Annotated in this window: 22 protein-coding genes; 16 read left to right on the forward strand and 6 right to left on the reverse strand. The window is 56.4% G+C overall.

The features are described 5' to 3' along the window. Window positions 1-35: 35 nt before the first annotated feature. Both OZX75_RS01425 and OZX75_RS01430 read right to left on the reverse strand, forming a co-directional pair. A complete protein-coding gene (locus OZX75_RS01425; protein ID WP_277147579.1) occupies window positions 36-1,022 on the reverse strand; it encodes a LacI family DNA-binding transcriptional regulator in 987 nt (328 codons plus the stop codon). Between the two features lie 236 nt (window positions 1,023-1,258). Continuing rightward, window positions 1,259-2,590: an ABC transporter substrate-binding protein gene (locus OZX75_RS01430; protein ID WP_277146483.1), complete on the reverse strand. Its 1,332-nt coding sequence runs from the start codon at window positions 2,588-2,590 to the stop codon at window positions 1,259-1,261. A gap of 145 nt (window positions 2,591-2,735) precedes the next feature. Here OZX75_RS01430 and OZX75_RS01435 point away from each other — a divergent pair, with 145 nt between their 5' ends. The 8 genes from OZX75_RS01435 (at window position 2,736) to OZX75_RS01470 (ending at window position 14,878) form a co-directional block, all read left to right on the forward strand. After that, window positions 2,736-3,806: a LacI family DNA-binding transcriptional regulator gene (locus OZX75_RS01435; protein ID WP_277146484.1), complete on the forward strand. Its 1,071-nt coding sequence runs from the start codon at window positions 2,736-2,738 to the stop codon at window positions 3,804-3,806. 109 nt (window positions 3,807-3,915) lie between these two features. Next, entirely contained in the window at window positions 3,916-6,039 is a 2,124-nt protein-coding gene (locus tag OZX75_RS01440) for a beta-galactosidase (protein ID WP_277146485.1), read from the forward strand. Between the two features lie 85 nt (window positions 6,040-6,124). Then, entirely contained in the window at window positions 6,125-7,438 is a 1,314-nt protein-coding gene (locus tag OZX75_RS01445) for an ABC transporter substrate-binding protein (protein WP_277146486.1), read from the forward strand. 160 nt (window positions 7,439-7,598) lie between these two features. After that, window positions 7,599-8,528 (forward strand): carbohydrate ABC transporter permease, encoded by a 930-nt coding sequence (locus tag OZX75_RS01450; protein ID WP_277146487.1) that lies wholly within the window; start codon window positions 7,599-7,601, stop codon window positions 8,526-8,528. 14 nt (window positions 8,529-8,542) lie between these two features. Continuing rightward, complete coding sequence (locus OZX75_RS01455; RefSeq protein WP_277147571.1) at window positions 8,543-9,544, forward strand: carbohydrate ABC transporter permease; 1,002 nt, start codon at window positions 8,543-8,545, stop codon at window positions 9,542-9,544. Window positions 9,545-9,576: 32 nt separating this feature from the next. Then, entirely contained in the window at window positions 9,577-11,658 is a 2,082-nt protein-coding gene (locus OZX75_RS01460) for a beta-galactosidase (protein ID WP_277146488.1), read from the forward strand. Between the two features lie 294 nt (window positions 11,659-11,952). Continuing rightward, the gene (locus tag OZX75_RS01465; protein ID WP_277146489.1) at window positions 11,953-13,308 is read left to right on the forward strand and encodes an ABC transporter substrate-binding protein; all 1,356 of its coding nucleotides are present in this window, start codon (window positions 11,953-11,955) and stop codon (window positions 13,306-13,308) included. A 160-nt stretch (window positions 13,309-13,468) separates the two neighbouring features. Further along, window positions 13,469-14,878 (forward strand): ABC transporter substrate-binding protein, encoded by a 1,410-nt coding sequence (locus OZX75_RS01470; protein ID WP_277146490.1) that lies wholly within the window; start codon window positions 13,469-13,471, stop codon window positions 14,876-14,878. A 49-nt stretch (window positions 14,879-14,927) separates the two neighbouring features. Here the strand turns inward: OZX75_RS01470 and OZX75_RS01475 are convergent, their stop codons facing one another. Next, window positions 14,928-15,704, reverse strand: coding sequence for a type III pantothenate kinase (locus OZX75_RS01475; RefSeq protein WP_277146491.1), 777 nt, complete (start codon window positions 15,702-15,704; stop codon window positions 14,928-14,930). A 191-nt stretch (window positions 15,705-15,895) separates the two neighbouring features. Here OZX75_RS01475 and OZX75_RS01480 point away from each other — a divergent pair, with 191 nt between their 5' ends. From OZX75_RS01480 to OZX75_RS01500, 5 genes are all read left to right on the forward strand, one after another. Next, window positions 15,896-17,728: an ABC transporter substrate-binding protein gene (locus OZX75_RS01480; RefSeq protein ID WP_277146492.1), complete on the forward strand. Its 1,833-nt coding sequence runs from the start codon at window positions 15,896-15,898 to the stop codon at window positions 17,726-17,728. 311 nt (window positions 17,729-18,039) lie between these two features. Continuing rightward, complete coding sequence (locus OZX75_RS01485) at window positions 18,040-19,011, forward strand: ABC transporter permease (protein ID WP_277146493.1); 972 nt, start codon at window positions 18,040-18,042, stop codon at window positions 19,009-19,011. Between the two features lie 173 nt (window positions 19,012-19,184). Beyond that, window positions 19,185-20,009, forward strand: coding sequence for an ABC transporter permease (locus OZX75_RS01490; RefSeq protein WP_277147581.1), 825 nt, complete (start codon window positions 19,185-19,187; stop codon window positions 20,007-20,009). A 107-nt stretch (window positions 20,010-20,116) separates the two neighbouring features. Next, window positions 20,117-20,905 (forward strand): ABC transporter ATP-binding protein, encoded by a 789-nt coding sequence (locus OZX75_RS01495; RefSeq protein WP_277146494.1) that lies wholly within the window; start codon window positions 20,117-20,119, stop codon window positions 20,903-20,905. After that, complete coding sequence (locus OZX75_RS01500) at window positions 20,898-21,704, forward strand: ABC transporter ATP-binding protein (protein WP_277146495.1); 807 nt, start codon at window positions 20,898-20,900, stop codon at window positions 21,702-21,704. The genes OZX75_RS01495 and OZX75_RS01500 overlap by 8 nt, the downstream gene beginning before the upstream one ends. A gap of 8 nt (window positions 21,705-21,712) precedes the next feature. On the opposite strand, the gene OZX75_RS01505 is transcribed toward OZX75_RS01500, so the two are convergent. The 3 genes from OZX75_RS01505 to OZX75_RS01515 all read right to left on the reverse strand — a co-directional run bounded on the left by OZX75_RS01505 (window position 21,713) and on the right by OZX75_RS01515 (window position 23,501). Continuing rightward, a complete protein-coding gene (locus OZX75_RS01505; RefSeq protein ID WP_277146496.1) occupies window positions 21,713-22,705 on the reverse strand; it encodes an NAD(P)-dependent oxidoreductase in 993 nt (330 codons plus the stop codon). A gap of 111 nt (window positions 22,706-22,816) precedes the next feature. After that, the gene (locus OZX75_RS01510) at window positions 22,817-23,020 is read right to left on the reverse strand and encodes a helix-turn-helix transcriptional regulator (RefSeq protein ID WP_277146497.1); all 204 of its coding nucleotides are present in this window, start codon (window positions 23,018-23,020) and stop codon (window positions 22,817-22,819) included. Next, window positions 23,007-23,501: a hypothetical protein gene (locus OZX75_RS01515; protein WP_277146498.1), complete on the reverse strand. Its 495-nt coding sequence runs from the start codon at window positions 23,499-23,501 to the stop codon at window positions 23,007-23,009. Before OZX75_RS01515 ends, OZX75_RS01510 begins: the two co-directional genes overlap by 14 nt. Before the next feature lie 337 nt (window positions 23,502-23,838). Here OZX75_RS01515 and OZX75_RS01520 point away from each other — a divergent pair, with 337 nt between their 5' ends. The 3 genes from OZX75_RS01520 (at window position 23,839) to OZX75_RS01530 (ending at window position 25,440) form a co-directional block, all read left to right on the forward strand. Further along, entirely contained in the window at window positions 23,839-24,213 is a 375-nt protein-coding gene (locus OZX75_RS01520) for a type II toxin-antitoxin system RelB/DinJ family antitoxin (protein WP_277146499.1), read from the forward strand. Beyond that, window positions 24,210-24,719, forward strand: a complete 510-nt coding sequence (locus OZX75_RS01525) for a type II toxin-antitoxin system VapC family toxin (RefSeq protein ID WP_277146500.1) — start codon at window positions 24,210-24,212, stop codon at window positions 24,717-24,719. The genes OZX75_RS01520 and OZX75_RS01525 overlap by 4 nt, the downstream gene beginning before the upstream one ends. A gap of 97 nt (window positions 24,720-24,816) precedes the next feature. Further along, a complete protein-coding gene (locus OZX75_RS01530) occupies window positions 24,817-25,440 on the forward strand; it encodes an isochorismatase family protein (RefSeq protein WP_277146501.1) in 624 nt (207 codons plus the stop codon). The last annotated feature ends 176 nt before the right edge of the window (window positions 25,441-25,616 follow it).

Below are 25,616 nucleotides of genomic sequence, written 5' to 3' on the forward strand. Positions count from 1 at the left end.
AGTCGATGTCAATTCGAAATCGGCAGAGGAAGCCTTTAGCCGATCGAACGTACGGATTTGCGTTCGATGAGTTGAGTTGGAATGACGGTTTTCACACCAGCGGGCACGTGTTGGCCGTTGCATTGCCATTTGACCATGTCGAAAGCGGTGCGTCCGATCTGATCGAACGGCATTCTCATCGTCGTCAGATTGAGACGGGGTACAAGGCCGACCAATGAATCGTCGACGCCAACGATGCTGACGTCCCCTGGCACTTTCTTGCCCTTACGTTCGTAGGCTTGGATGACGCCATAGGCCATCTGGTCGTTCGCCGCATAAATGGCTGTGCATTGCGGATTGTTTGCCAAGGCCAATCCTGCCTGATAACCGCTGTCTGCGTTCCAATCGCCGATAAAGGTCTGCGGTATCGGGGCTCCGACTTGTTCAAGGGCATCCCTCCAACCCCGTTCACGACTCTGTGCCGCCCGCGAGGAAGTCGGGCCGGCGATGTGATAGACGGTGGAATGACCGTTGCTGAGCAGATAGTCGACGATGGCGATCGAGCATCCGTATTGGTCTGCGTCAACGGTGGGGCAGTGGTCTGAAGGCTCCTCGCTGATGAGGACGACAGGCAGATCAGGCAATGGCACATACGAATTGACATCCGGAAGATTCTTTTCAAGGATGACGATCACTCCGTCAACCGGCAGTTGTTTCATACGATTGATCGCTGCCTGAAGGGTGTGGATGCTGTCGTACCTGATTTGGTGGAGAGTCACGGCATAATCATTGTCCAGGGCAGCGTTGGTGATGCCGTTGAGAATGCGGGCATTGCCGTACGAGGTCATATTGAAGAGGACAACGCCGATATTGTTGAAATGTCCGTGTTTTAACGCGCGTGCCGCGTAATTCGGTCGATAACCGAGTTTTTGCATGGCTTCTTCGACGCGTATGCGTGTAGCGGGCTTCACCGCACTGCTGTGATTGGCCACCCGTGAGACCGTCTGTGGAGAGACTCCTGCCTCTTGGGCGACATCCTGCATTGACACTACCCGGTTGGTTGACATGGATTTACCTCTTCGTGTATCTATGTTTACGTTACCATTCTATGCCATATTGTATAAATTTTTTTCTTCCTGCCGTCGTGTGGCTTGTAAACGTCGCTAAAGGCCCGTGTCGGGAAAGGCAAAATCTCGCTTCTTCCGACACGGGCCTTATCATATTGACGTCATTAGGAAATACCGATTGAAACCAATATGCTAGACGTCAAAACGGGAATCTACTTGACGGTAAATCCTTGTTCCTTGGCATATTTGACAAGAACATCCTGCCACGCGGCGATGCCCTTCGTCAGTGGAATCTTCTTACGATAGGCATCGCCCACAGAGTCACCGAAAGTTTTGCGGGAATAGATTTCGAAAGGCAGGAAGGTCCACTTTGAAGTGACATCTTTGGCTGCTTGTTCGAAGACGCGATTATATTCCTGGCCGCCGAAATACTGCATTGGCTTGCCGTCAGAACCATTCAGGTTGGTCGCCGACAGGAACTTTTCGCTTTGCAGAATCTTCTTGGTGGCTGGGAATGAACCGCCGTCGACACGGGTTTGGATGGCTTTGCTGTCGGTTGCGGCATACTTGATGAATTGCCATGCTGCATCTTGTTTTTCCTTGGGGCAGGTCTTCAGCAGTGCCAGTGAAGATCCACCCCATTCGGAGTTGGACTCTCCGGAATATCCCCACTTTGGCATTGTGGCAACGCGCCATTTGCCAGAAGCCTGAGGTGCTCCCTGGGCGAACTTCAAAGCCATCCATGCGCCATTCGGCAATGAGGCGATTGAACCATCGCCAAGAGCGCGGTTCCATTCGTCGGTCCACATGGTGCTGTTCGTATCGATGAGATCTTCGTCGATGAGTTTCTGCCAGAGCTTGATGAAGCGCTGTGAACCGGTGTCATCAGTCAAGTCGATTGACACTTTGTCTCCATTGACTTTATAGGGATGGCCGCCGGCTTGCCAGACCATGCTGTTGTAAAAAGCTCCGTCGCCTGAATCGGCGGTGATATAGGATCCTGTGGCACGTATCTTTTTCGCGTCCTGATAGAATTCGTCCCAGGTTTTCGGTGGCTCCGGAATGCCGGCCTTGTCGAAGACCTCTTTATTGTAGAACAATGCCATAGGGCCGGAATCTATCGGCATACCGTAGATTTGATTATTGAAATTGACTGAATTCCAAGTGCCTGGCGTGAACAGGTCTTTGTATTTGTCGGCACCTTTGCCCTTGAGGTCGACGAAAGCGTTCATGTGCGAATATTGTGGAAGCACCATGTATTCCGCAAGTGTGATGTCGGGTGCGCCTTTACCTGCCTGGATGGCATTGTTCAGAGCCACATATTGTTTCACCGCATCGGAAGCCGGGTTGACGTACTTGACATGAATTTTTTTCTGAGAGGTGTTGAATTGCTTGGTCATCGCTTCTACGGTCTGGTCCCATGACCATAAAGTCAGTTCCGTCACCCCGTTTGATGATGTGGAGTTGGACCCGCAGGCGCCCAGAGGCACGATGCAAGCAGTAGCTACAGCGAATGAAAGCATTTGTTTGGTGATTCTTTTCATTGCTGTCCCCTTTCTTTAAATCTCATCTTTGAGAAGGCAGAAAAATGAACGTTCACTTTTTAAGGAGCTGCCTTTCATGTCTGATTATGAACGTTCATCTTGAAGATGTCAAATCAACTTTTGGAATTGGTCACCTTCAGGCAGTATGGTTAAAGACGATTCAATGTATGACTTACAGCTGTTAGGGGAAATCATGGCTCTTAGAAAAGGCAAGCGTCCGGCGTCCATAGTCGATGTTGCCAAAATCGCCGGTGTCTCTCACCAAACGGTCTCGAGAGTCCTCAATAATCCTTCCTCCGTACGCGAAACGACTTTGCAATCTGTTCGTGATGCGATTCGTATCACCGGCTACCAGCGTAATGAGAACGCAAGAATGCTTCGTAGCTCGAAACCCGACACCATAGGCATTCTGGTTCCTTCTTCCAGTAAGACAGGTCCGATCCAAGTCCTGTGGTCGCTTGAAAGGGCCGCTTCGATCAACGATTATTCCATCAAAGTCGCGATGCAGGAAAACAGCATGAAGGAATCCAGCGTAAGGGCAATCAACAAGTTGCTCAGTTTCGACGTTGCCGCCATTATCGTCGTGGCTGAACAAAGCTGGCAGGAACCGATGGTGCGTACGATCTCGGATTTGCCCATTATCAGTGCGGGTGGTTCTTTCACCAATCTTCCGGATGTGTCGTACGTTGACATGGATCAGCGTCAGGGGGTTTCTTTGCTGATGTCGCATCTTGTCGATCAAGGCTGCAGGAGCATAGATTTTGTCAATGGCCCTGAAGGATGGTATTCGACGGTCAAGCGTTTTGAGGGATGGTCGACATTCCGCCATGATGGTCAGGCTGTGACAGGCCACCTGTATCAAGGAGATTGGAGTGCTCAATCCGGGTACCAGGCCGGTATCTCAATTGCGCGTAATCTTCCCGATGGCGTTATCGCAGCCAACGATGAAATGGCTTACGGTGTGATTCGTGCTTTTCGAGATCGGGGGATTCGCGTGCCTGATGATGTTAAGGTCTGCGGCTATGACGATCTTCCTGTGGATTCATTCGTCACGCCCAGTCTCACTTCAATTCAGCAAGGGTTTGACGAGATGGCTGCCTTGTCGCTGGACGTCGCTATCAAGAAAATCAAGGATCCCGACATGGACCCCGTTCGTCGCGGCATCGCTCCCAAGCTCTGTATCCGCGAATCCTCGACGTCGCTTGGACATCGATAATTACGTGAAGTGAACGTGCTCAAAAAAATGTGATATACTTGGTTTAAAATTTTTCGACGGGTTTTTAAACGTTAAAAAAGTGAACGTTCACCATCAAGGGAGAGGGACAATGTCGAGTAAAAAAATCCTGTTCGGTGCGGCGTATTATCCGGAGTATCAGCGTTCCTCGCATTTGGATGAAGACATAAGGCTTATGCGTGGGGCGGATGTCAACATTATCCGCGTTGGGGAGGGCAGCTGGTCGCATTGGGAGCCGGAAGACGGTGTTTTTGATCTCGATTGGCTTGAGCCGACTCTTGACAAAGCGTACGAGAACGGGATATCGGCCATTATCGGTATGCCCACTTTTGCCATCCCGCAGTGGATGGCCCGTAAGCATCCCGAAATCGCTTTGCGGAATCCGGACGGCTCGCCGATGCCCTATGGCTGGAGGGAAGAACATAACTATTCTCAGTCCTCGTATGTCTTTTATGAGCACCGTATCATTGAACAGATAGTTCGGCGTTATGCTTCGCATCCGGCAGTCATTGGTTGGCAGCTGCATAACGAGCCGGGATTGCGCATCGATTACTCGGTTTCGAGTTTTGAGGGATTCAAAGATTATCTGCGTCATAAGTATCGGAGCGTGGAAAATCTCAATGAGCAGTGGGGATTGGTGTTCTGGTCGCATGAGTTGAGCACCTGGGACGATTTGTGGAAGCCCGCCGGCAATTGTCAACCGCAATATGACATTGAATGGCGCCGGTATCAGGCTCTGCTTACCGATGAGATGCTGGGCAGGCAGCGTGCAATCGTCGAACGCTATCGTCGTCCCGATCAAGTCATCACCGTCAATGCTGCTTTGGGGCGTGATACCTTCGACGAAGGCCTTTCGGCGCAAAGGCTTGATGTAGCCGGAAGTGATATTTACTATCAGATGCAGAATTCCATGAGTCTCAAGGATCCGGAACCGATTGATATTGATTGGGTGCCTGCCGGTGCGTGGCAGACTGCTTTGCTTTCGGATCGTACGTATGCGATGAAACAGGAGCCTTTTTACGTGATGGAAACTGATGGCGGGGCCATCGGCGGCTCGGCCGATAAATTCCCGTCGTTTCCCGGCCAGCAGCGTTTGGGCGCTTGGCAGATGGTAGCCAGAGGTTCCAGGATGATTGAGTACTGGCATTGGCGGCAGACCCACTTCGGTACCGAAATGTATTGGGGGGCCATCCTTCCCCATGACGGCAAACCGGGAAGGGTATATAAAGAGACCGCGGCGTTGGGGCATGAGCTCAGGGCGGCATCCGCCGATCTCGAGGGACTGGTTCCTGACGCCGACGTGGCCATGCTTTATTCTGTGGATTCCAGGTGGGCGCTGTCATATGAACCACCCATTGCCAACGATTATTCCCGGGCTGCTCATCGTACGCGAAATCCAAAGGTGTATGACGAAATTAGTGAGGCCTTTTATAAGGGAGTATTCCTGACGGGCCATCAGGCACGTATCGTCTTTGACAAACAGCTCACGGGTGAACTGTCGACGCCTCAAGATTTTGCCACTGGCCCCGCCGCATTCGCAAAACGCTATCCCGTTCTTATTGCTGTAGCCCAATATGTGTCCGACGACGCTTTGCTGCAATGGCTTCGCCAATATGTTTTGGCCGGCGGTCACCTCATCCTTGGCCCTCGTTCAACGTATGCCGACGATTTGGCGCGTGCAAGGGAAGAGACGATGCCGGCCATGCTTGGCGATTTGGCTAAGGCAAGCTATCAGGAGTTTTCGGCATTGCCTCACGATCTTAAGGTGAAAGCCGAGAACGGGGCTTCGATACGGCAGGGTTCGTGTGCCACCAAGTGGCTGGATTATCTGTGCGGTTCAGGATCGACGGTTCTGGCTCGAGTCAGACAATCCGCTGCATTGGATGTGCCTGTGGTTACTACTGCGGCTGCGGGAGCTGGCAGGGTCACCATGGTGGGGACGGTGCCTAATGCGGACCTTGCCGCTTCCATCCTTGATTTTGCCTTGCCGGCTTCTCCATGGCTGCCCGAGCATGATTTCGTAACCCATAATTCTGCGGTCAATGCCAAGGGGGAGCGACTTCACTGGCTTTTCAACTTCAGTGATATGCAAGTTCATGAGCAGCTTGCCGTTCCTTGTACTGCGTTGGACGGACAGCGGGTTGTCGTCGACTTTTTGCGCGGCATCACGCTGAGGCCTTGGGATGTCGCTGTTCTCAAGGAGGTGGCTATCTGAACTCGAATTTTAGAAGATGATGCCCTTTCGGGAACAGTTGAAGGACATTAAAAAGCAATAAAAGCTATCATGGAAAGTGAATACGATGAAGTATTTGAAGAAAATATCCGCTGTTGTTTTGGCCGCCGCGACTTCGATCTCACTGGCGGCTTGTGGCAATGGTTCCAAACAGGCTCAGGATGAGAGTGACAATGGGGTTGTCACGATTAACGTTTGGACTTGGGAACCCACAATAACGAATGTCAAGAAGAAATTCGAGAAGGAAAACCCGAAAATCAAGGTGAAGATCACCAATGCGGGAACCGGTGTCGAACAATACAAGGCGCTCAACAACTCAATTTCGGCAGGGAAAGGTGCTCCTGATGTTGCTCAGGTCGAATATTATGCGATTAACCAATATGTCATGGGCAAGTCGCTGAAGAATCTTTCTGATCTGGGTGCAGGCAAGTATTCGCACTTCTATACGCCTGGCCCGTGGAAATCGGTGAATATCAACGGTGGCGTCTACGGTTTGCCGATTGATTCAGGGCCTGTCGCTTTGTTCTATAACAAGGCGGTTTTCGATCGTGCGGGCGTCACGCAGGTTCCGCAAACCATGGATGAGTATTATGAGGCAGCCAAAAAGATCCATGCTCTTGGGCCGGACTATTTCATCACTGCCGACGCTGCCGACCCGGCCATTGCTGAAATGATGCTGTGGTCTGCCGGCGGGCACCCGTTTAAAACGAAGGGGAACCATGTCAGCATCGATTTGTTGAATGATTCCGGATATAAGAAGTATAAGGCCATCTGGCAGAAAATGATTCAGGAAGGTCTGATCGATACCAAAAGCGTGGTGTGGTCGGACGATTGGGCCCATGCTTTGAATGATGGGAAGCTTGCGTCGTTGACGCGAGGCGCATGGATGGTCTCCATGCTTGATGATTATGCGGCCAAACAGGCCGGCAATTGGAGAGTCGCAAAGAATCCTGCTTTTACAGCCGGGGTGAAGTCGAATGCCGAGGATGGTGGGTCGACGTTGGCGATCCTTGCCAGCTCGAAAAAGACCAAAGCCGCATGGAAATTCATTGATTTTGCGTCCCACAACGCTGAGGGCATAAAAACCCGTATAGATCTGGGTCAGTTCCCCTCGGATAGGGCAACTCTCAATTCCCAAGCGTTCAAGGAACGGACGGATCCCTATTTCGGCGATCAAAAATTCAACGAGGTTCTTTCTCAATCCGCAGCTGAGGTCAACACCAAATGGCAGTTCCTGCCTTATGATGTCTACGCTCGTTCCATTTACGGAGATACCGCCGGTCAGACAGTCACTGGCAAGGTCTCGTTCGATCAGGGCTTCAAAGGCTGGCAAAAGCAGCTCATCGACTATGGCAAACAGCAAGGGTACGAGATGGACTGATTCGATGATGGGCTATGGCGTTCCCCGCTAGCAAGATGACACGCTTGAAAAGAAAAATAGATCTCTTGCTGGCGGGAATGCTATAATGGTAACGTAACCATTTTTGGTTGGCGAGCGGTAAGGCTTGCCGCCGAACCTTCTTCGAAGGAGAAGATGCAAAATGAGTGCAGTAGAGGTTTCTGCCGGGCAAAGTCGAGACGCCGACTCGGTGCCGGTGAATGGTCATCGTGTGGATTGGCGTGGCTGGAAGTTTTTGTGGCCGTTTGTGGTGGTGTTTTTGTTCGTGTTCATCGTGCCGATCGTGTATGCGGTGTATCTGTCGTTCTTCCAGACGAGGATGATCGGGGGGACGGTGTTCGTGGGGTTCGCGAACTATCTGCGTCTGTTCCGTGACGGGCAGTTCTGGGGTTCGGTGTGGCGGGTGACGCTGTTCACCCTGGTGCAGGTGCCGATCATGCTGGCCTTGTCGGCTTTGCTGGCGCTGGCGTTGGATTCGATGCGGCTGCACGGCACGCGTTTCTTCCGTATCTCGACGTTCCTGCCGTATGCGGTGCCGGCGGTGGTCTCCACGCTGATCTGGGGGTTCATGTACGGGGCGAAGTACGGTCTGGTGGGTTCGCTGAACGGCTGGCTGGGCACGCATCTGGACGTGTTGCAGCCGTCGGTGCTGCTGGCGTCGATCGGCAACATCGTGACGTGGGAGTTCACGGGCTACAACATGCTGATCTTCTATTCGTCGTTGTCGACGATCCCGCATTCCTTGTACGAGGCGGCGTCGATCGACGGGGCCTCGGAGTGGCAGATCGTGCGGCGGATCAAGATGCCGGAGCTGAAGGGGAGCCTGGCGATCACGGTGATCTTCAGCATCATCGGCAGCTTCCAGCTGTTCAACGAGCCGTCGATCATGCAGAACATGGTGCCGGGCAACGCGATCACGACGTATTACACGCCGAACATGTACGCGTACAACCTGAGCTTCACGGGCGGGCAGTCGAACTATGCGGCGGCTTTGGCGATCGTGATGGCGATCATCACCATGGCGGTGGCGTACGCGGTGCAGCTCAACAGCATGAAGGAGCAGATGAGATGAGCGGGGTTACGGGCATGCAGACCGAATCGGGTGTCGGCCGTCTGTCGGCCGCGGAGCTGAGGGCGCAGGAGCGTGCCGCCAGGAGGGCGGAGCGGGTGCGCCGGCGCCGGGTGGCGCGTGACGAGGCGGCCGAGCGGAAGAGGAGCGCGCGCAGCGGGTTCAGCAACCCGGACAACCCGCGCCGCAGCTGGCCGCTGACGGTCGTGGTGGCGGTGTTCGCGGTGTACTGCCTGTTCCCGTTCGTCTACCTGCTGGTCAACGCCACGAAGACGCAGGCCGATTTCACCTCGACGTTCGGCCTCGGTTTCGGCCATACGTTCGCGTTGTGGGACAACCTGCGGGAGGTGTTCGCCTATCAGGACGGGATCTTCGGCCGGTGGCTTTTGAACACGCTGCTCTACGTGGTGGTCGGCGCCGGCGGGGCCACATTGCTGGCGATCATGGGCGGCTACGCGCTGGCGAAGTTCCGCTTCCCGGGCCGCAAGGCCGTGTTCGCGGTGGTGATCGGCGCGATATCGGTGCCGGGCATCGCGCTGGCGGTCCCGCAGTTCCTCCTGTTCGCCAAGCTGGGGCTGACGAACACGCCGTGGGCGATGATCCTGCCCAGCCTGATCAGCCCGTTCGGCCTGTACCTGATGTGGATCTTCTCGGAGCAGGCCGTGCCGACCGAGCTGCTGGAGGCGGCGCGCGTGGACGGGGCGGGCGAGATGCGCACGTTCTTCACGATCGCCCTGCCGCTCCTGGCGCCGGGCATCGTCACGACGGCCCTGTTCACGATCGTGGCGACGTGGAACAACTACTTCCTGCCGCTGATCATGCTCAAGGACGCGGACTGGTACCCGCTCACGATCGGCCTGAACCAGTGGAAGGACCAGGCCTCCACCGCGGGCGGGCAGGCCATCCAGAACCTGGTCATCACCGGAAGCCTGGTCACCATCGTCCCGCTCGTGATCGCGTTCCTGCTCCTGCAGAAGTACTGGCAGTCCGGCCTCGCCGCAGGCGCCGTCAAAGAATAGCGTCCGATGAGACAACATAAGGGATACACAGCATGAGTGCACGGAGAACGTATCGTTGGCCACAACCGCTTGACGGGCAAAACCAAAGACTCTGGTACGGCGGCGACTATAACCCCGAGCAGTGGCCTGAGGAGATCTGGGACGACGATATCCGGCTGATGAACAAGGCCAGGGTCAATCTGGTCTCGCTTGGCATCTTTTCCTGGGCCAAGATCGAGACCAGCGACGGGGTCTATGACTTCGGCTGGCTCGACCGCATCGTCGACAAGCTCGGGCGTGCCGGCATTGCGGTGGATATGGCCTCCGCCACGGCCTCGCCGCCGATGTGGCTGACGCAGGCGCATCCCGAGGTGCTCTGGCGTGATGAGCGCGGGAACATCTGTTGGCCGGGCGCCCGCCAGCATTGGCGAGCGACCTCACCGATCTTCCGGAAATACGCCCTGAGGCTTTGCCGCAAGATGGCCGAGCATTATAAGGACAATCCCTACGTGGTCTCCTGGCATGTCGGCAACGAATATGGTTGCCACAACCGTTTTGACTACTCCGATGATGCCATGCGCGCCTTCCAGAAATGGTGCAAGGCTCGCTACGGCACCATCGAGGCGGTCAACGACGCCTGGGGCACCACGTTCTGGGCGCAGAGGATGAATGATTTCAGCGAGATCATCCCGCCGCGTTATATCGGCGAGGGCAACTTCATGAACCCCGGGAAACTGCTTGATTTCAAGCGTTTCAGTTCCGACGCCCTGAAGGATTTCTTCATGGCGGAACGGGATGCCTTGGCGCAGATCACGCCCGGCAAGCCGCTGACCACGAATTTCATGGTGAGCGCCGTCGGGTCGGCGCTTGACTATGACGACTGGAGTGACGAAGTCGATTTCGTCTCCAACGACCATTACTTCACCCCGGGCGAGCAGCATCTGGACGAGTTGGCCTATTCGGCTTCGCTGGTCGATGGCCTGTCGCGAAAGCGTCCGTGGTTCCTGATGGAGAATTCGACGGCCGCCGTCAACTGGCGTTCGATCAACTATCGCAAGGAACCCGGGCAGACCGTGCGAGACGCACTGGCACATGTGGCCATGGGTGCCGATGCCATCTGCTATTTCCAGTGGCGGCAGTCACGTGCCGGAGCTGAGAAATTCCACAGCGCCATGGTGCCGCACGCCAGTGAAAACAGCCAGATATTCCGTGATGTCTGCGAACTCGGCGAGGATCTGCAGCGACTTTCGGACGCCGGTCTCGAGGGGACCGAGCTGAAGAAATCCTCTGTTGCCGTCGTCTTCGATTACCAGAGCGAATGGGCCACGGAACACAGCGCGAATCCGACGCAGAACGTTCGCCATCTCACCGAGCCCCTGGACTGGTTCCGTGCGTTCGCCGATTTGGGCATCACCGCTGACATGGTGCCGATGAGAGGCGATTGGGACAGCTATGAAGCCGCGGTGCTTCCGTGTGTGTATCTGCTGAGCCAGACCGATTCGCAACGTGTCCGTGATTACGTGTCGAATGGCGGAAAGCTTTTCGTCACCTACTATACGGGGATTTCGGACGAACGCGACCATATCTGGCTGGGCGGCTATCCCGGTTCGATTCAGGATGTCGTGGGGGTGCGAAGTGAGGAGTTCACGCCGATGGGCGATGATTTCCCCGGCGCCCTCGACCATCTGGACCTGAGCAATGGGGCAGTGGCCCACGATCTGGCCGATTGGATCACCTCGACCGCTCCCGATGCGAAAGTATTGGAGACCTATCAGGCGGATCCGCGCACCGGCATGAATGGCGTGCCGGCTATTGTGGTCAATCCATTCGGTTCGGGCCAGTGTGCCTATGTCGGCGGCAAATTGGGCCGCGATGGTCTGCGGATTTCCCTGCCGAAAGTGCTTGATGATATGGGTATCAGGCATTCTTCCGCTGCGGATGTCGGTCAAGTCCTTCGCGTAGAGCGAAGCGGCGAAGATGGCCAGCATGATTTCGTATTCTATTTCAACCGTGGCAGTGGTGACGTAACGGTCAGGTTTGACGGAAAAGTCGTGGTATCTTCGCTGGCGCAATATGCCGAGACGGGGGATACGGCCTGTATTTCGCCGAATGGTTTGATCATAGTGAAAGGATGACGAAAAATCTACAAATAAAACAACGTTCTTGCGGGCTTTGACAGGGGCTGGTCATCTATCAGGCTTTGTAGAGGAAGCTCGTGGGAAGAAAAAGAAAAACGCTCGTATATAGCTTTGCAAACTGCATATGTGTGAAGTATAATTAAAAATGTTATCGCAATCATTTGAACAATCGATTGTCGAATATCCGGTTTCGGCCTTTATCGGTTTGAAGGGATATCGAGATGAGTGAAGATTGGTTACGTTAAACAGGATTTCCATTTGCCTAACGCATTTGGGGAAGGAGAAAGAACGATGAAGTTCACTAAGCAAGTGATCGCAATGGTCGGAGCGGCTGCCATGTTGGTACCGCTGGCCGCGTGCGGCGGTTCCGGCAATTCCTCTGCAGATTCTTCGAAGGGGGGTAAGACCTCGATTCTGGTGTGGTCTTGGGATTCCACATTGCCTCGTACCGTCAAAGGGTTCGAGAAAGCCAATCCCGATATCACCGTCAAGGTGACCAACGCGGGAACGAACAAGAAGGAATACACCGCGCTCAACAACGCCATGTCCGCAGGCAAGGGCGCTCCTGACGCCGCGCAGATCGAATATTACGCATTGCCTGAGTACGTCATTCGTGGCAATGTGACCAACCTTTCGGATATGGGTGCCTCAGGCTATAAGAGCTTCTACACTCCGGGCACGTGGAATTCGGTCAACGTCAACGGCGGCGTCTATGCACTGCCGATGGATTCGGGCCCCATGGCCTTCTTCTACAACAAGGAGGTCTTCGACAAGGCCGGCGTCACCGAGGTCCCGACGACCTGGGACGAGTTCTACGAGGCCGCCAAGAAGATTCGCGCCACCGGAAACTACATCACCTCCGATTCCGGCGATGCGGGCTTCTTTGATTCGATGACCTGGCAAGCAGGCGCGACGCCGTTTGAGACCAGCAAGGACGGCAAGACCGTCACCATCAATCTGGCCGGCAACGACAAGGTCAAGAAGTGGACCGATTTCGAGCAGAAGCTCATCGATGAAGACCTGATCGACACCAAGACCGCCGGCTGGTCCGACGATTGGAACAAAGGCTTGGGCGATGGCTCCATCGCCTCGCTGCTCACCGGCGCATGGATGCCCTACAACCTGCTTTCCGGCGCTCCTCAGGCTTCCGGCAAGTGGCGCGTGGCGCAGATGCCGACCTGGGAGAAGGGCGGTACCGAGAACTCCGAAAACGGCGGTTCCTCGCTCGCTCTGATCAAGACCAAGGACAGCGCCAAGGCCAAGGCCGCTTACAAGTTCATGGAATATGCCTGCCACAACAAGGAAGGCATCAAGACCCGCGTCGATGGCGGCGCTTTCCCGGCCGACAACGATACGCTTTCTTCCAGCGACTTCCTGAACATGACCTCGATGACCGACGACAAGGGCAAGCCCAACGAGTACTTCGGTGGACAGAAGTTCAACGAGGAGCTCGCCAAGGCCGCCAAGAACGTGATTCCCGGCTACAAGTTCCTGCCGTTCGAGGTCTATGCCCGTGGCGTGTTCGCCGATGACGCCGGCGGTGCCTTCACCGACAAGAAGATCACCCTCAACAAGGGTATCGAAGCCTGGCAGAAGAACATGGTCAACTATGCCAAGCAGCAGGGCTACACCGTCAAGGAGAAGTAACTGCCGCCGATGATCGGCCAAAACGATAGATGATGTTCCGCGGACCCGAATGATTGTTCAATTGGGTCCGCGGAACATTTTTTATGTCGCGCTTCCGACGGTTCCCAAGGTGACGGTAGACTTGTCGTTGAATGAACGACGGATTGACGACAGGGGCACAATGAGCAGGGTTCGGCGGCATCTGAGGCTGCTTGCGGCGATGTGCGCTTCGCTGATGCTTGCGGCGACGGCAGCCTGCGGGACTCAGGACAACCGCACCGTGATCACGGTCTGGTCGTGGGAACCGAGCATGCAGGCCGAGGCCAGGGATTTCGAAAAAGCCAACCCCGATATCCGTGTCGACATCAAGTCCACGAGTGGTTACGACAACCTCAATTCCGCCATCCAGGACGGCTACAATATGCCGGACGTGGTGCAGCTCGAGTATTTCGCCCTGCCGCAGTACGCCGTGAGCGGCCAGCTGCGTGACATCACCGAGGCGACCCAAGGTTACGGCGACAATTACACGCCCGGCACATGGTCGAGCGTTCACGTCAACGGACAGGTTTACGGGGTGCCGATGGATTCGGGGCCGATGGCGTTCTTCTACAATGACGACGTTTTCCGCCAGGCCGGTGTCGACGCCTCGCAGATCCACACATGGAACGACTATTACGAGGCGGCCAAAAAGCTCAAGGCGATAGGCGTCTATATTGCCGCCGATTCCGGTGACGCAAGCTTTTACAATGCGATGATCTGGCTTAACGGCGGACGGCCGTTTCACACCACCGGTGACGGCAAAACCGTCACCGTGAATCTCGCCGACGACAAAGGCACCCAGGATTTCACGACGTTCTGGCAGAAGATGATCGACGAAGGGCTTGTCGACACCCAGCTCAACACGTGGTCGGAAGGCTGGAAGAACGCGCTTGCGACGGGCAGCGTCGCCTCCGTGTTCACCGGGGCGTGGATGCCTTCGCTGCTGCTCTCCGACGTGCCGGGCAGCGCGGGGCTCTGGCGTGTCGGGCAAATGCCGACGGCCGATGGCTCGCGTGCCAATTCGGAGAATGGCGGTTCGGCGCTCGCGGTGCTGCATCTGACCCGTAAGCCCGAGGCGGCGATGCGCTTCATCCGTTACGTCTGCCTCGACCGTTCCGGCATCGCCAAACGTGTCGACGGCGGAGCATTTCCCGCGGACAAAGCGACATTGAACAGCCGCGCGTTTCTGACGAAGACCACGGTTCGGGACTCGCGTGGCATCGACATACCGTATTTTGGCGGGCAGCAGTTCAACCGTGTGCTTTCGCGCGCCGCCGAGAACGTGTCGGTCGGCTATCAGTATCTTCCCTTCGAAGTCTACGCGCGAGGCGATTTCAAGGGGACGGTCGGTCAGTCCTATAAGTGGGCGAACGCCGCACGTTCGGTGCAGAAGGTACAGGACCGGATCGACGCCGGGCAGACCAATCCTGACGGCAGTCCGCTGACCTTGCCGCAGGATCCCGGTCCCAAGATCACCCTGATGCAGGGAATCGGGCTATGGCAGAAGGACATCAAGGAATACGGCACGAATCAGGGCTTCAGCCTGCAATAAGGATGCGTGCTATGCACCTTATCTATACGTCCTATTCGTCTCATCCGTGCTAGGCGTTGAGATGATAGATGACGGACATGCCTTTGAAGATGAGGTCGGGGTCGTAGACGTCGATGGCTTCGGTGTCGTCTTTGAACACCGAGCCGAGGCCACCGGTGGCGACCACCTTGAAATCCTCGTCTATTTCGCGGTGGAACTGGCTGATCGTGCGTTCGATGCCGCCGAGGAAATTGTAATATAGGCCTGCCTGCATCGCTGTTTTGGTGCCTTTGGCAAGAATCGAGGCCGGCCGTGTGATCTCGACTTCGGGCAGCTGGGCCGTACCGGATACCAAGGAGCTGATGGAGGTCTGCAGTCCCGGGCTGATCAGCCCGGCGGTGATGGATTTGTTGCCGTCCACATAATTGAAGGTGGTAGCCGTGCCGAAATCAGCTACCAGCACCGGGCCGCCGTATATCGCGTATGCGCCGACGCAATCGGCCAGGCAGTCCGCACCCAAAGATTTCGGGTCGTCCATGCGGATGGACAGTCCTGATTTGACGCCGGGGCCGACGATGATCGGATCGATATCGAGGAACTTGACGATCGAGGAACGGAAGGAATGCATGATCTGAGGGACGACGGAAGCGATGATGACATCCTCGACGTCATCGGGGGCGTATCCGCCTGAATCGAGGAATTGAAGCAGCAGCAAGCCGTATTCGTCGCTGGTACGGAACGTTTTGGTGGTGATGCGCCATGTATCGGTGATGGCAGTGTCGGGGGAACTGTCGCAAGCCACGCCGATTTCGATGTTCGTGTTGCCGATGTCAATCGCGAGTAGCATTTTCGTCCGTTTCCCTTGGAGTTTACCGGCGTATGTTGCGGCGCTTGGTTCGTGCGCCGTATCGCCTTTCGTCTTGGGTTCCATCATACGCTGCCGGCGGCGTAAATCTATCGGTATTCGTATGATGTTCAATTGCAGTCGACCTGTGAAGGCGGCTAGCGAATTCAATGATTTCTATCAAAGAGGAATGTATGCCTACCAATCCAGGTGCGTACGGCGAAAACGACGCAACCGACAAGAACGTAACAGGCAACGACACCAACAGGACGGCGGCGAACGCTCTGGATGGTTCGGTTCATGCTGTTGGCGACAGCGTGAATGTTGCAGGCGGTTCTGCTCACGCTGGGGGCTCCGGCGTGAACGCAGAAGCGTGCGATAACTCGAGTGTCAAGGTCAATGCGAACAACGCGGCCAGCACCGATGAGACGCTCAACGCACATGTCAAGGGGGCCGCTGGTGGCATCGGAGGAAATAGCAGCGGCGGAAACGGCAGGGGAAAAGGTTGGATCTGGGCGATTGTCGCGGCGGTCATCGTGGTGGCATTGATCGTCGCCTTTGCGGTGATCAGGAATCGGAAAGCTGACACCGGAGTGGCAGAGATACACAAAGCCGAAACCGTCACTATCGGGCTGAAGCTTGCGCCGACGAACCTCGACATCCGCAACCAGTCCGGCTCCGCGCTCGATCAGGTGCTGGTCGGCAACGTCTACGAAGGGCTCGTCGCGCGCGATTCGAAGAACAAGGTCATCCCCGGACTGGCCAAAAGCTGGGAGAAGAACGCTGACGGCACCAGTTATACCTTCCACTTGAACAAGGGCATGGCCTTTTCCAACGGCGACAAGCTTGACGCCGATGACGTGGCGTGGTCCATCAACGAACTGGTCGCCAAGCACTATCACGATTCCGAATCGCTGATGAACTTCAAATCCGTGACCGCCGTGGACGCCGATACCGTCAGGCTCGACCTGAGTGCGCCCAACGCCGAGCTGTTGTGGGAGCTGGCCTGCCGGCCGGGACTCGTGTTCGATCGCGACGCCCACTATGACATGAAGACGCAGGCCGTGGGCTCCGGGCCGTATACCGTCGCCAAGTTCGTGCCGAACGATTCCATCACCTTGAAGGCCAATCCGAAATACTGGGGCAGCCACAAGGCCAAGACCCCGAGCGTCGTGCTGCGCTATCTCAACGATGACAACGCGGCCGTCAACGCGCTGAAAAGCGGGGATGTCGATGTGCTGGCGCCTGTGACCGAAAACCTCGCCGAGCCGTTCGAAAAGGACGCTGCGCATTATTCCGTGGCCGCGGGCGACGACACCGACAAATACGTGCTCGCCATGAATTCCAAAGGCGAGAAGACCTCGGACGTGCGCGTGCGTCAGGCCATCCGCTACGCCATCGATCACCAGCAGCTCATCGCCTCGCGCGGCGGGGCCGACAAGCCGCTGGGCGGGCCGATTCCTTCGCTCGACCCGGGCTATGAGGACCTGACCGGCCTCTACCCGCACAACGTCGGGAAAGCCAAGGCGCTGATGAAACAAGCCGGCTACTCGCCCGACCATCCGCTGACGCTGCGGCTGACCTACGCCAACACCTACGGCACCGAGCTCGGTGACCAGCTGCGCAGCCAGTTGAAACCCATCGGCATCGATCTGAAGGTCAACGTGGTCGAGTTCTCGACCTGGCTGCAGGACGTGCTGAAGAACAAGGACTACGACCTCTCCCTGGTCGACCACAACGAAAGCCACGATTTCGCGCAGTGGGTCAACGACGCGTACTACTACAACTACAGTAACCAGAAGGTCAAGGACTACTACAACCAGGCGATGGCGGCTTCCAGTGATTCGCAGCGTGATGCGTTGCTGGCTCGTGCCGCACGGGTCGTGAGCGTCGACGCGCCGGCGGATTGGCTGTTCAACTACCGCATCACCACCGCGATGAAAAAAGGCGTGCACGGTTTCCCGCTCAACCTGAACCAGACGCTGCTGCCGCTCTACGGGGTGACGTACACGGCGGAGGGCAAGTAGCGGGCTGTATAGGGTGTGCGACAAGTGGTTCATGATTCACGATGAGAATGGGACGAAAATTAGGGCATAGAGAGCGGAATCGTGATTTTCTCTGCAAAATGAGTGTTCATGCAGCGATAATCACAGAATATGCCGCAAAAATGTGATTATCGCTGTATCTGCGATGTATATGCAGAGTTAATCACGGAATGTGACTTGTAAACGTGATTATCGCTGTATAGGAAAGATATGTGCAAAGTTAATCACAGGATCCGAGAAAAGATTGCAGATGTTTGTTTCGAAATGTGATCCGGGAAGGAACAGGTGAGTAGATGCGATTCGTCATTCGGCGCTTTCTGCTGTTTGTGGCGGCGCTGCTCGCTATTTCGGTGGTCATCTTCGCGGCGCTGCGCATTCTGCCGGGCGATGTGGCCAGCGTGATGGCCGGGCTGAACGCGCCGCCGGAGCGTGTGGCACAGTTGCGCTCGCAGATGGGACTCGACCGGCCGCTGACGGTGCAGTATTTCAGCTGGATGGGCGGTTTGCTGCGCGGCGACTTCGGCACGTCACTGCTCACCGGCCGTTCGATCAGTTCGATGGTCGCCATGCGCGCCGCCGTCACCTTCCCGTTGATCGTGCTGGGGCTCATCGTGGCGCTCGCCATCGGTCTGACGCTTGGGGTGGTGGCCACGCTGGCCACGCGACCGGCGTTGCGTTCGGTCTTTCATTTCGTCGCTATCGTCGGCGGTGCCATTCCGGCGTTGTGGGGCGGTCTGCTGCTGATTCTGCTCTTCGGGCGCGGCACCGGATTGCTGGGTATCTTGCCGTCGCAAGGATTTCCGGAGACGGGTTGGGGCAGTTTCGGAACGGCACTGGTCTCGCTGGTGCTGCCGGCGTTGACGGTCGGCATCATCGACGGCGCAAGCCTGATGCGCTATACGCGTTCGGCGCTGGGCGACGTGATGCAAAGCGGGTATATCGACCAGGCGATGGCCTGCGGCTATACGCGACGTCAGGCCGCGCTCAAAGTCGGGCTGCGACTGGCGACGCCGCAGCTGGTGAGTGTGGTCGGGCTGATGTTCGCCGGCATGATCACCGGCGTCATGGTCATCGAGAACCTCTTCGCGCTGCCCGGCATCGGTGCTGGCTTGGTCACCGACCTCGGCAACCGCGACCTGATCGCGGTGCAGAGCGAGCTTTTCATGCTGGCCGCGTTCTTCCTCTTCGTCGGCTTCCTGGTCGACCTGCTGCATCGTCTGCTCGACCCGCGCTTGAAGCACGCCACGCAGAGAGGTGCGCAATGACAGGAAACGACGAATACGACGCGCACGATACGAATCGAATCAGCGAGGAACCGATGGATACGCAACAAGACCGTACTGATTCCGGCGAAACAATGGCGATCCGGTATTCGCAGAACGTATCGACCGATTCGGAAACGCACCATTCCAGCAAAGCCGGTATTGTATTGCGTTCTATGTGGCGACGCGGCGAAGGCAGGTTCGCGCTGGTCGTGTTGGCGTTGTGGGTGGCGGTTTCGCTGGTCTCTCTGATCTGGACCCCGCAATCGCTGTGGGCGACGGACGGCTACCATGTTTGGGCCAAGCCGTCGTCGGTTCACTGGCTCGGCACGGACGGCACCGGGGCAGACGTGTTCAGCTGGCTGATGGCCGGGGCTCGCACAAACTTGTTCATCGCTGTCCTTGCGGTGGTTGTTGCCGGAGCGCTCGGCACCGTGCTGCTCGGAGCGATGGTTTCGCGCAGCACGGCGCTCTCTAACATCTCGGTGGTTGCGGTGGATGCGCTGATTTCCATTCCGACCGTGCTGATCGCCCTGATTCTCGCGGTTCCGATGGGGGCTTCGGTGGCGGTTATCGTCATCGCCTGCGGCATCGGCTACGGTCTCAATCTGGCGCGTATAGCACGGCCGCAGGCGTTGCTGGCGGCCAATTCCGACTATGTAGGTTCCGCGCTTTCGTATGGTGCTTCGGGCTTTTCTGTGATGGTGCACCATATCCTGCCCAACGCGATGCCGACCATTATGGTCCAGCTTTCGCTCTCTGCCGGCACCGCGGTGCTTGCCGAAAGCGGGCTGACCTACCTCGGCGTCGGCGTGCCGAGCGGTGTGCCGAGCTGGGGCCATTCGCTGGCCACGTCGGTCAAGTTCATCAACGTCTATCCGCTGACCGTGCTCTGGCCGGGCCTCATCGTCACGCTCGTGGTGGTGGCGCTGAACGTCTTCGGCGACGTGCTGCGCGACGCCCTCGATCCCGTTGCGAATCCGGAATTGAGGAGGTCCTGAAATGGCGGTTTCCCAAACAGAAGCAACGGTGTCATCTCGTTTTGTTGCTGGCAGATCTGCAGATTACGTCAGGAACGGTGCCGAATTTCCCGACGGAAAGGCGAACCATGAGCGTTGAAGTCAGGAACCTTGGCGTTGCCATCGGTGGTAAGCCGATTGTGCGCGGTGTAGATCTCGATATCGGCGACAGCGAGCGGGTGGGCCTGATCGGCTCGTCCGGTTCCGGAAAATCGATGATTTCCAAGGCGATGCTCGGTCTGTTGCCGGCGAATGCAACCGCGAAAGGTTCCGTTACGCTCGACGGCACGCAGGTTGTCGGGTCGCCTGAAACCGTACTCGCCGATTTGCGCGGGCGCTATGTCGGCGTGGTATTCCAGAATCCTGCGACGTCCCTGAATCCGGTCCTGACCGTCGGCAAACAGATCGAACTGCCGCTGAAACTCCATTACGATCTGCACAAGTCCGATCGGCAGGAACGCGTGGCCGCGATGCTCGGCAAGGTCGGGCTCGATGAGGCGACAGCGAGGAAATATCCCAGCGAACTTTCCGGCGGCCAACAGCAGCGCGTCGGCATCGCCACGGCACTGATCACCTCGCCGCGTCTGATCATCGCAGACGAACCCACGACGGCGCTCGATTCCATCACCCAGCGTCAGATCGTCGACCTGCTGGTAACGCTCGTCGACAAGGCCGGGGCCTCGATGCTCTTCATCACCCACGATTTCTCGGTGCTCGCCCGCGCCACCACGCGTTGCTATGTGCTCGACGGAGGTGGAATCATCGAATCGGGGAAGACCGCCGAACTGTTGGAAAATCCACAAGCCGGGCAGACGGAAAAACTGGTCGGCGCGGCACGAGAGCTGACATTGCAGCGAAAGCAGGATCGCGATGACTGAACGGGAGATATTGCTGAACGGCCGCGCCATAAGCCGTACTTTCGGAAAAGGCAAGGACCGGCAGATTGCGTTGGACGGTGTTGACGTCGAGGTGCGTTCGGGGGAGTGTCTCGCGCTGATTGGCGGATCGGGTTCGGGCAAGTCTACGCTGACCCGGATCTTGCTCGGGCTTGACAGGCCGACTTCGGGAACGGTGAGCTTTGAAGGCAAGCCGGTCGAAGGCCTAAAATCCGCGGGATACCAGGCTTTGCGACGCGAATCGAGCCTGATATTCCAAAGTCCGTTCTCCTCGCTCGACCCGCGTTGGAACGTGGCCAAGTCCGTGGCCGAGCCGTTGAAAATACAGGGCAAGATACGGACGAACAGTGCGAATAGCGCCAACAACGATGAAGAGAATATCGATGTAAAAGTGCGCGAGTCCTTGACGCTGGTCGGTCTCGATCCCGACGAATTCCTGAATCGATACCCCGTCGACCTCTCAGGCGGGCAAGCTCAGCGCGTCGCCATCGCCCGTGCGCTGGTCACCGATCCCAAGCTCATCGTCGCCGACGAGCCGATGAGCGCAATCGATGTGGCGGCCCGTCTGCAGATTCTCGAGGCGTTTGCGGCCATCCGCAAGTCGCGTCCGGAAACGGCCATCGTCATGATCTCGCATGATCTGGGCGTGGTGCAGCACATCGCCGACCACATCGTCGTGCTCCATAACGGCAAGGTGGTGGAAAGCGGTGCCACCGATGACGTGCTCAACTGCCCGAAAGCCGACTACACCCGCGAGCTGGTTGCTGCTGCGTCGCTGTAAGTCGGTATCTACTCCACCACGTTGAAGCGCTCGCCGTTGCAGAAGGCGAGGATGGAACGAGCCATCTGGCGCGAGAGGTCGCGGTAGGCGTCGTCGGCACGCCAGGCGACGTGCGGGGTGAGGATGGTGTGGGGCGTCGAGCGCAGCGGGTCGTCGGCCGGCAGCGGTTCCTTGTCGTAGACGTCGATGGCGGCCTTGATGTCGCCGCGGTCGAGTCGGGCTGCCAGCGCGCCGGGTTCGATGACTTCGGCTCTGGCGGTGTTGATGAAGTAGCTGTCGGATTTCAGCTGGTCCAAGTCGTCGGCGGTGATGACCGCCTGCGTCTCGTCGTTCAGGGGCAGATGGACGCTGATGATGTCCGAATGCGCCATGAGCTCGCCGATGCTTTCGATTCTGGTTGCACCCAACGAGCGCGCGGTGGCGGCGTTGACGTGCGAATTCCAGACCAGGGTGTGCATGCCGAAGCCGTAGGCGATGCGGGCGACCGTCTGGCCGATGCCGCCGAAACCGATGAGGCCGATGGTCTTGTCCTTCAGCGACGTGCCTTCCAGCCCGCTCCAGTTGCCTTCCCGGATGCCGCGATCCATGGCGCCGACGGAGCGTGCCAGTTCGAAAATCAGCGCGAACGTATATTCCGCAACGGTTTCGTCGCCGTAGTGGACGGTGTTGCACACGCGAATACCCAGTTCCCGCGTACGTTTCAGGTCGATGAAATTGGCGACGCCGGTGCCTCCGAAGACGAAACAGCGCACGTGGCTGCCCAACTGCTCGAGCAGGTCGCCGGTGACGTGGAAGCCGATGACCACGACGATATCGGCGTCTTTGCAGCGTTCGAGGATGGTTTCTGGCTCGATGTCGAAATCGTGGTAGGTGCGTACGCGGGCGACGTTGCGCAGGATACGCATGCCGGTGGCGAGCGGCTGGGCCATGGCCGCGAACATCGAGGGGATGACGACCAGAGGCAGATCGGTACGTTCGGGTTGGGTTTCGCGGTAATTCATATTAACAAGGATAATTCCGCCTCTGACCTATGGAAATGGACACTATCGATACCAAGATGATGCTGAAGGTTTGTTATCGTCGCGTGTTGCGTCCGTGCTCTTTGGCGTGTTTCATTCGTCGAAAGAGAATAGTTTTTCAACAGTGGTATCGAAGACGTGGGCGATGTCAAGTGCCAGCTTCAGCGATGGGTTATATGCGCCGGCTTCAAGCCGGATGATGGTCTCGCGCCGTACACCGACCAACACGGCAAGTTCTGATTGTGTCATGCCGGCGTTCTGCCGTACCTGTTTGAGTGTGGTATTAAGCCTTGGCATCGGCGGCCTTCAGGTCTCGGTGTTCGAGATAGAGATAACAGCCTAGCTGCAACGTCGCCATCAATGAGACAAGGAAAAGCAGAAGATAAACGTTGAAACGCAGCCAGTTGTTCAGCACAAACTGGTTGATCATGGCGATGCAGATGAGCACTAGGAACAGAATGAAAATGGATATGGTATTCGCCTGATTCTCATGGAGCAGCGCGCTCTCGTCTTTCAGTCTGTTTTCCGCAGAGTCGTTCAATCCCAAGGTGAACACACCGTTCGGTCCACGTGAAATGAGCTTGTTGAGGGCGACATCGATTCCTGTCAGAATGATGAATCCGAGCATGCAGAGACAATGCCGCCAAAGCCAAGTGTCGGGGAAAAATATTGCGGGAAGCGAGACAAGGGTGGCAAGCAACATACCGGCGAATTGCGCTCGGCGAATCTGGTTGAGCGACCAACTGTTGGGGTTGCAACGATGTGACGATGTTGGCATCTTCGGTTCCTTTCCGGCGGTTACGGACCGTTCTTGGCTGCACGTGAAGTGATGTATTTATCACTATGTTGCAAATATATCACATTTGTGATTCGGTGTTGGTGACGGTTCGCGGTTCGGTTGCTGATTTCGACTGTTGATGTGTTGCCTGTGCAAGGTCAACTTGGCTCGTTTGACATATTTGTATATCGCGTATAGCGTATGACTTTTATCGGATGAAATTCAATGAAAACCGGTCTGGATGATGCCTTCTTTATTGATTTGACATTTATAATGCTATACATATAATATATTATATAGCTGTGAGGATTGGTTGTCCGGGGTAAAGGGAGTTGCCATGACGATGGTGCAGATGAACATTCGTATCGATGCCGATTTGAAAGACGAAGTTGACGAGATACTGAAGCGTATCGGCAAGACTCCGAGTTCTGTGATCCGCGAGTTGTGGGACTTCATCCAGGATTCTGGAGAGATTCCCGATTTGGACACGGCTGCTGAGAAAAAAGATCGGGAGCTCGAAAAACGCAAGAAACTTCAGAAGATCGACAATATGAGCGGAGTGGTTCCACGAACGTTGCAAGATATGGGGCTTATCGGGCGTGGTGACGATCCATTCAAGTCGATGTCCGCCAAAGAGCTGCATGATTATGCGGACGAACAGCGATATGAGGATTATATCCGAGAAAGCGTGGCAGAAAGCGTGGCAGTATGATAAAAGGGACCAAACACAATATTGTATTTGATACCAATATTCTTATCGATATCGTCATGCATCGTTCGTTGCGGGAGTCTGCAGCGTTGAAGCTCATGGACGCTTGCGCCGATTTGAATTTGAATCCTATGTGCGTGTCATTGTCGCTCAAAGATGTCGATTACATTGTGAAAGTCAACACCAAACGGGAGTTCAAAGATGCCATGGCAGGTGTTGAACAGGCCACCGTCCAGCAGCTTGTCGCCCAGATTGGTTGGAACAGTGTTCAATCAATCATTGAGGTTTGCGAAGTCGCTGCTGTTGACGGTGAGGTTTGCAAAAATGCGCTGAAATTACGTTCTGCGCATCCTGATTACGAAGATGACTTGATTATTGCCGCGGCTCGTCAGGCAGGTGCCGATATGGTGGTGACCGGCGATCAGGATCTGATCAGGCATTTTCCGGATCTGTGCGTCAGCGTCGAGGATGCACTGAAGCGGATTGACGGAGACGATTTCAAGAGCTGAATGGCGCGATTCGCGTTTGGTTGTGCAAACAGAGCATTCTTTGTAGGGTTGTTTGAGAATTCGAAAGTTTTGGATTCATGTGACGACAGGAGTCGATATGGCAGGCAAGGCATTGATCATTGTGGATGTGCAGCCCACGTTCTGCGAAGGAGGGGAGCTCGGTGTCGAGGGCGGCACCGCGGTGGCCGAACGAATTGCGCAATACGTGAAGGCGCATGGCGATGATTACACTTATGTCGCTACCACGCAGGATTGGCATATCGAGCCGGGCTCGCATTTCTCCGACCACCCCGATTTCGTGGATTCCTGGCCGAAACACGGTGTGGCGGGCACACCGAATGCCGAGCTGATGCCGCAGATTGCCGCGCTTGGCGTTCAACATCATTTCAAGAAGGGGCAATATGCCTCGGCATATTCTGGTTTCGAGGGCATCGAAGACAACACCGACCGTGTGCAGACGCGCGCCGAGTTCGCCACGATGCAGAAGGACGGCAAGACGCTGGCCCAGGGGTTGAAGGACGCTGGTGTTGACCATGTCGATGTGGTCGGTCTGGCCGAATCGCATTGTGTCAAGGAGACCGCGCTCGATGCCAGGAAGCTGGGCTATAGTGTCACGGTGTTCGAGGACATGACCGAACCGGTGAGCGAGGATCAGGGCGTGAGCGCACGCCAGGAAATGGCCGAAGCGGGGGTCGAGCTGAAAGACGGGATCGTCGGCTGATTGCCTTGTGTTGGAAGTAACGACGAATAGAAAGACGATGGATTGGTTGGTATGACCGAGGACGACTATCCGGCTGAGGACGGGCGCTTTGCCCCTGCTGGTGACGAAACGCAGTGGCGGATGCAAGAGGCGGATCCGTCCGAGGAGGACGAGGCATGGGCCCTGCATCTTCAGGA

Source organism: Bifidobacterium sp. ESL0800 (genome assembly GCF_029395355.1).
Lineage (GTDB): Bacteria > Actinomycetota > Actinomycetes > Actinomycetales > Bifidobacteriaceae > Bifidobacterium.